The following is a 7,275-nucleotide window of genomic DNA, read 5'->3' as shown; positions in this document are numbered from 1 at the left end:
GGACCCGACCAGGGGTTGTCCACCCCTGGACCCGGACCAGCGCAAGCGCTGGACTCGGGGTCGATGAACTGCGCGATGCGCAGTTCATCGAACGGGCCAGGTCAAGACCACGAGCGACCCTGCCAGCCAAGACAGCAGCGCTGCTGGTTCAGCCGGCACCGCGCTACCACCGGCCTGTGGGAAGAACTGCGCGTTGCGCAGTTCTTCCCCAAATGGTCCAGGGCTGGCCCTGGTTCGGGTCGAGGGGCGAATAGCCCCCGCGGGGCCCGGGGCAGCGCCCCGGCGCGGCGGCCCCAAAAAGAAACCCATGCTCAGGGCAGGAACATCCGCAGGATCTCGCAGAGCCCCGGGTCGAATGAGCGTCGCTCGATCACGCTCTCCAGCGACTCGGCGTTCGCGAGTTCCTCGGCGTACTGACCGAGCAACGGAAACCCCTGCGCGGCGAGCGGCGCGAGCAGCTCCTTCCGGGCAAGCACGCGTTCCATGAGCTCGATCTTGCCGCGCAGGACCCCGCCCCAGAGGTCGCGCGCGCGCGGCACCACGCCGAGACGTGTCGACTCGATGAACGTGAAGAAGCCGCGCTCGCTGCGGAACCACTCCTCGACGTGCTTGACGATGCGCGAGTCCTCGAGGAGCAATGCCTCACGCTCGGCGGCGATCGCCTCACGGGTCGGATCGTCGTCCGGCAGGACCGCGAGCCGCGCCTCGATCGCCCCGAGCTCGCCTGGAATCTGCACGAGGCGCCGCCGCCAGATCGGCATCTTCTCCACGAGCACGGGCGCTCCCACGTGCGTGAGCCAGAGGTGCGGCGGCAGCACGCACCCCATCACGTCGGCGAGCGTCAGCCGACGCTCGAACTCGGTCACGGCCTGGATGCGCGGACGGCCTGGACGCACGAAAAATGTCGTCGCGCGGATGCCCGCCATGCTCTCCAGCACGAGCGCCGTTGGCATCCCGAACTCGAGCCCGATCGGCGCGACGTACTTCTCCGCCGTGTCCTCGTGCGTGAGCGGCGCAGGCACGCCGTCCGGGCGCATGCGATCCGTGCCCCCGGAGTGGCCGTAGTCGTGCCCGAGCGCTGCGAGGAGATCCCGCGCGAGCAGCGACGCGGGCGTGCCGGCCTCGAGCATCCGCCCGAGCGCATCGCGAAGGACCGCTGCGATGGCGTCGACGTTCGGGTAGACGCGCATCGGCGCTTCCCGCACCTCGTCGGGCAGCGGCGCGGCCTCGGGCCACTCGAGCAGGAGGAGGCGCAGGAGCACCTCGTCGTTGTGCAGCGTCCGGTGGAAGGCGTTGTTGATCCCGAGCAGGCGCTCGACGCGGCACGAGCGGGCCTCGAACACGCGGATCAAGCGCTCCATGGCGTCGAGGTCCATGGTGAAGTGCCGGGCGGCTTCGAGGTCGATGCCCTCGTCGAGGATGCGGCGGCGGAGCGCGGGCGAGTGGATGGGCCACGCGTTCGGGCTGATCCGCGTCTCGATGAAGGAGCGGAGCGTGGCCTCGTCGCGGCACGCGCTCGCGCTCAGGGCTTCACCACGGCCTCCGCTCATGGGCGAGCACTGTACCTGGATTTGCGCTCCGTGGGCGAATCCTCGGCAGCGGGGTTCGGGGCGCAGGGCGCCGAAGGCGACCCGAAGCCCCGAGTGTTGAAAGGATTCGGGGCGCAGGGCGCCGAAGGCGACCCGAAGCCCCGAGTGTTGAAAGGATTCGGGGCGCAGGGCGCCGAAGGCGACCCGAAGCCCCGAGTGTTGAAAGGATTCGGGGCGCAGGGCGCCGAAGGCGACCCGAAGCCCCGAGTGTTGAAAGGATCCGGGGCGCAGGGCGCCGAAGGCGACCCCGGGGCGCGCTCATTCATCGACGGCGTCGCGGATGTTGGCGCCCATCAGCTTCGTGCCGCTCCGCGATGCGCCGCTCAGCGTGCAACGACGGAGATCCGCGTCACGCAGGTCTGCGCCGTCGAGCTTGGCCTTCGCGAGGTTCGACCCGGCGAAGAGCGCCGCGCGGAAATTCCCGTTCGTGAGGTCGGCCGACGTGAAGTGCGAGCGCGAGAGATCGGCGCGGCCGGCGATCACGTTCTGCAGGTTCGCGCCCTCGAACCGGGCCTCGTGCATGCGGGCCTGGCGCAGGTCCGCGCCGTCGAGGTTCGCGCCGTCGAGGTTCGCGCGGTCGGCCTGGACGCGGCCGAGGTTTGCGCCCTTCAGGTTCGCCCGCGAAAACGTCGCGCCCTCGCACGTCGCGCGCGTGAGGACGGCGTTGTCGAGGCGGGCGGACTCGAACGATGAGCCGGCGAGCCCGGCGTTCTCCCAGGTGGAGCCTTTGGCGTCGATCTCGTGGAAGTTCGTGTCCGTGAGGGCGGCGCCCTCGGCGTGGGCCTGGTCGAGGCGGGCGCCGCGGAAGCTCGCGCCTTTGCCGCGGGCGTCGACGAGCTTGACCTCGGGCAGCACGGCGCGTTCGAAGACGGCGGCTTCGAGCGAGGCGCCGGTGAAATCGGCGCCGAGCGCGTCGAGGGCGCGGAAGCTCGCGCCGTCCCAGGTGCCGCGGGCGAAGACGGGTGTGCGGCCGCGACATCCGTCGAAGCTCGCGCCGCTGCCGCGGGCGGAGGTGAAGATGGCTTGCTCGATGGAGGCGCCGTCGAAGCGAGCTTTTTCGAGGTGAGCGCGGGAGAGGTCGGCGGCCTTGAGGTCGGCGTCGCGCAGGACGGCGCCTTCGAGGTCGGCGTCGACGAGGCGCGTCCCGGAGAGGCGAGCGCCTTCGAGGTTCGCGCCGGAGAGCTTGGCGCCGCCGAGGTCGTGCCCGGAGAGGTTCGCGCCTTTGAGATCGAGGTTCGAGAGGTCGGCGCCGGCGACGGTGAGGCCGTGGAGCGGATTGCGCTCGCCGGCGCGGAGGCGCGCGAGCACGGTGGCGCGGACGCCCGTCTCCTCGGGAGCCGGGGGAGCAAGGGGCGCGGAGGCGCCTTCAGGCGGCGCAGACACGACTGCAGGCGGCGCAGACACGACCGCAGGCGGCGCAGACACGACCGCAGGCGGTGCAGACACGACCGCAGGCGGCGCAGACACGACCGCAGGCGGTGCAGATACGACCGCAGGCGGTGCCGGCACAACCGCGGGCGGCGCCGACAGGACCGCAAGCGGTGCAGACACGACCGCAGGCGGCGTCGGCACGACCGCAGGCGGCGCAGACACGACCGCAGGCGGTGCCGGCACGACCGCAGGCGGCGCCGACAGGACCGCAAGCGGTGCAGACACGACCGCAGGCGGTGCCGGCACAACCGCGGGCGGCGCCGACAGGACCGCAAGCGGTGCAGACACGACCGCAGGCGGTGCCGGCACAACCGCAGGCGGCGCTGGCACGACCGCAGGCGGCGCTGGCATACCTGCCGAAGGCGTCGGCACCCGCAACGGCGGCGCTTGCACCATCGGCGGTGGCCCCGGCACGGCCGGCGGAGGCTGCAGACGCACGCTCCCCGGCGCCCGGTCCCCAGCCCCACCCTTCTCGAACGGCGTCGCCGCCGCCCGCTTCGCTTCGAGCTCCGCCAGGTCGATCGCCCGCGTCGCGTCGTCGTCGTCATCCCGACGGAACGGCCTCGGCGGCGGCGCCGGCGCCGGCGGCACGCCCAGCGCGGCGCGGGCCTGCGCAGCGGCGCCCGGCGACGCGTTCATGAAAGGCATCGCCGGACGCGAAGGCGGCTCGTCCGGATCGATGGCGTGCGTGCGCATCAGCGGATCGTCGTCGCCGAGGTCGACGCGCGGGCGCGGCGGCAGCGGCGGCGTGTTCGCCGGGAGCACCGTCGGCGCGCCGGGAGGCCGCGGCTGGAACGGAAGCACCGCCTTCGACGTCGATTTCTCCTCCCGAACCGGGAGCGTCGTGAAGATGTCCGCCGAGGGAGCCTGCGCCGGCGCGGTGACCACGACCGGCGCGGGCGCAGGCGCGCGCATCACCTCGGCCGGGTCGGGCCAGCGAATGGGGTTGCCCGGCAGCTCCACGTCCGCAAAGGCGCGGAGCTGCGGCACCGTCTCCAGCCGGTCGAACGCGAAGTTGCCCCGGAAGACGATGGACGCGACGAGCCGGTCAGCGTCGATGACCAGGAGATCGGCAGCGAGGTCGATCACGCGCCCCTGCCCCGGCCCGCCCGGCCCCACGAGGAACGTACACGCCTTGGCGCGGACGAGCGGCAGCCGCGACTGCACGCGCGGCAGGCTCGGGTGCATGCCGTCGAGGACGATCCACTCCTCCCCGCGGAGGAACTCGATCTGCTGGTCCGGCGGCGCCGGGTTGAACCAGCGGAAGTCGAAGCCGTCGGGGATGTCGGCAACGACGCCGTCGAGCCGCTTCCGGTCGACATTCCCGAGCAAACGCCTTCGATGCGGCCAGTACCGCCCGTAGGGACCAAAGCCCGCGGCGCGCGTCGGGCCCCGGGGATCCACGAGGTTCGGCAGCGCAGGCGCGCTCGGCGGCACGCCGACGGGGTTGTCGTCGGTCAGCCCGGCGCGCTCGTAGATGAGCGGCATACGGTCGAAGGGCCGAGGCACCTGAGGCGCATTCGCGGCGCGGTCCCCGAAGACATGAATGGTCTTGTCGAGCAGGCCGCGCTCCCGGAAGATCGCAAGGCGCGCGGAAAGCGCAGGGACAGGCCGCCCACCAGGGGCGTAAGCATGACCGGAGAGGAGGACCCCCGCCGACGGCAGATACGGCGCGGTCTCGGCGGCCTCGACGACGCTCGCCGCCGGGCTCTTGTCGCGGTTCTTCTCCTCGCGGACGAGATCGAGGGCCGTGGTCGGCCAGGCCGTGCGCTCATGCGTGAGCGAGACGGTAAGCTTGAGGAAGATCGTGGCGCGCAGGACACCGCCGCTCCGCCAGAGCGTCGAGCCACAAGCGACAGGCTTGAGGGCAGAAACGGGGATCGGGAAGGGGGACGTGGTGGGCACTACCCGCGTTCCTGGTAAGGCGCTCGCTCACGTCGCGCGCAGGAACGACCGTAGCCCCGGCGGGGAGCGCAAGGCAAGAGCCTTGTCCCGTCATGGCATGCGCCTCGCTGGGGCTTTGCCCCAGGCCCCACCAGGAGCTGTCCGCTCCTGGACCTGGACCAGCGCAAGCGCTGGACTCGGGGTCGATGAACTGCGCTCCGCGCAGTTCATCGAACAGGCCAGGTCAAGACCAGAGGCGACCCTGCCAACCAAGACAGCAGCGCTGACGGTTCAGGCGGCGACACGGTACCACCGGCCTGTTGGAAGAACTGCGCGCAGCGCAGTTCTTCCACGAAAGGTCCAGGGCTGGCCCTGGTCCGGGTCGAGGGGCGGATAGCCCCCGCGGGGCCCGGGGCAGCGCCCCGGCGCGGCGCATCCCGATGAGACCTAAAGCCGCCCCTTCTTCCGAGCGTCTCGCCGGAACTCGAGGCATTGCCATGATCCTGCCTGGAACTCGCGGCATGTGCTCGCGCGGCCTTCGTAAATTGAGCAGATGCTCTGGCCTTCGGGGCGCGTGAGGTAGATGCAGGCGCCCTCGTGCGTCGTGGGGAATGCCATCATGCCGAAATGGCCCTCGTCTACGCGCTCGGCGAGGTCGTGCCGGCCTGCTCGACGCCAGAGGACGAGGTCGTCCTCTGTGAGGGGGATGTTCCCTGGCCCTGCTTCGCAGCAGGCTCCGCAGCGTGTGCAATCGAGTGGCTCGCCTGTCTCGGGATCGACGGGCGCCTCCCGCTCGGTGGCGAGATCTGGATCGAGCGGGAGGTGCGTCTTTTCGTTCATGCCTTCAGGAAGGGGAGAATCTCGCTCATCACGCCGAGCTCGGCGCTCGTGTACTTGTCGTAGCCGCCGTACCAGCCCTCGGTCGACAGCTGCACGAGGCCGTAGCCGCCGTACCCGTCCGTCTCGTAGTCGGCGGGCGCGAGGCCCATCGACTGTAGCACGTTCCCGAGCCACTGGTTGTAGACCAGGCCCACGTGCGAGTCGACGAGGTTCGTCCCGTCCGCCTTGGCTGCCGGTTTTTGCAGGTTGCGATAATCGCAATAGTTGCCTGTCGAGAGGAACCCGTCGGCGGCGCCGGCCGTGACCACGCACATCTCGATGGGATCGTGCGTGACGCAGCCCGACTCCTGCGTCCATTGCACGAGCGAATGGTCGAGCACCGAGCCGCCGCTCGCGTCTTGCAAGGCGTCGAGCTTCGAGACGAGATCGAGGTAGACGTCCTCGAAGAAACGCCGGTGCCCGTCGAAGTTATACTCGTGCCGCTCGGCGCTCACGTTTGCCTGGTGTGCCACGTCCTGGTGCCAGTCGCCGACGTAATTCGAGAAATGGTCGCCCACGTTCATCGTCACGAGGCGGCACGTGTCGCAGGCGAATGCGGCCACGATGACGTCGTTCATGAGCTGCCAGAATCGCTTCTGCGCCTCGGGGTCGACCGAGAACGAGGAGGAGGCCCACTCGTCGATCGACGAGCTCGGGGGCACCTGGATGTCGCCGCATGACGCGCTCACGTTGAGCTTGCGCTCGAGCTCGTTCACGCGATCCATGTGGTCGTCGAGCCTTTGTTTGTCCTTCGAGGACAGGCGGCGGCTGCCGTCCCGCAGGCGCTTGTAGTCTGCGAGCACGCGGTCCACGATCGGCGGGCGCGTCTGGCCGGGATCCTGCGGGGGCACGAAGATCTTGTTGAAAAGCGCGAGCGAGTCGTTCTCCGGCGTGATCGTCTGGATGTCGCCGGTCTGGTTGCCGGGGTTCGACCATCCGTGCGACATCCCGCCGCTGCCGATCACGATCGATCGCTCGCGGATCGAGCCGAGATCCGGGTAGAACTTGCTCGACCAGGCGAGGACCTGATCGATCGTCTGCCGCTTCTTCTCCTGGACTGTCTGTCCGTCGGCGCCGTTGCCGTCGTTGTCCGCGTAATTGCCGAGGTGGCCGCCGCGGTGGTGCGCCAGGTAAAACGTGACGTCGAGCCCGCGCAGCACGTTCATCTTTTGCACGAGCGCGCTCGTGAGCTTCGCGGAATCCCCCGAGAGGACCGGGGAGAGCGAGGCCACGCCATTGCCGGCTTCGAGCGCGAGTGCGCCGCGCCGGACGTCGTGCCCTGCGTACATCGTCGATTGCGTGAGCGTCGCGTCGTTCGGGTACATTCGCGGCTGCCAGACGCCGCCGTGTTGCGTCGCGAGCGCGACGAAGCGCTTCGGTCCGCCGGCGGCGAGCGCCTCGTCCTTGCCGAACAGGGAGGGGAGGAACGGGATCGCCAGCGTGAACCCCGCCGCGCCTCGGAGCCACATGCGTCGGTTGAGCTTCTTCATGT

4 protein-coding genes are annotated in these 7,275 nt (G+C 70.3%); all 4 read right to left on the bottom strand.

The window, feature by feature from the left end; translation table 11 throughout:
• Window positions 1–311 precede the first annotated feature (311 nt).
• The 4 genes from QHF85_RS40900 to QHF85_RS40885 all read right to left on the bottom strand — a co-directional run bounded on the left by QHF85_RS40900 (window position 312) and on the right by QHF85_RS40885 (window position 7,273).
• Window positions 312–1,550 carry a hypothetical protein gene (locus QHF85_RS40900; RefSeq protein ID WP_281332867.1) on the bottom strand — a complete coding sequence of 413 codons (1,239 nt, stop codon included), beginning with the start codon at window positions 1,548–1,550 and terminating at the stop codon, window positions 312–314.
• Between the two features lie 297 nt (window positions 1,551–1,847).
• Window positions 1,848–4,925 (bottom strand): pentapeptide repeat-containing protein, encoded by a 3,078-nt coding sequence (locus QHF85_RS40895; protein WP_281332866.1) that lies wholly within the window; start codon window positions 4,923–4,925, stop codon window positions 1,848–1,850.
• A gap of 426 nt (window positions 4,926–5,351) precedes the next feature.
• On the bottom strand, window positions 5,352–5,744 hold the full coding sequence (locus QHF85_RS40890; protein WP_281332865.1) for a YkgJ family cysteine cluster protein: 393 nt from the start codon (window positions 5,742–5,744) through the stop codon (window positions 5,352–5,354).
• A complete protein-coding gene (locus QHF85_RS40885; protein ID WP_281332864.1) occupies window positions 5,741–7,273 on the bottom strand; it encodes a DUF1552 domain-containing protein in 1,533 nt (510 codons plus the stop codon). Before QHF85_RS40885 ends, QHF85_RS40890 begins: the two co-directional genes overlap by 4 nt.
• Window positions 7,274–7,275 lie beyond the last annotated feature (2 nt).

This window comes from Polyangium sp. 6x1, from assembly GCF_029946515.1.
In the GTDB taxonomy this organism is placed as follows: domain Bacteria; phylum Myxococcota_A; class Polyangia; order Polyangiales; family Polyangiaceae; genus Polyangium.
The sequence above is the reverse complement of the archived record's forward strand: the minus strand, read 5'-3'. Positions and strand labels throughout refer to the sequence as shown.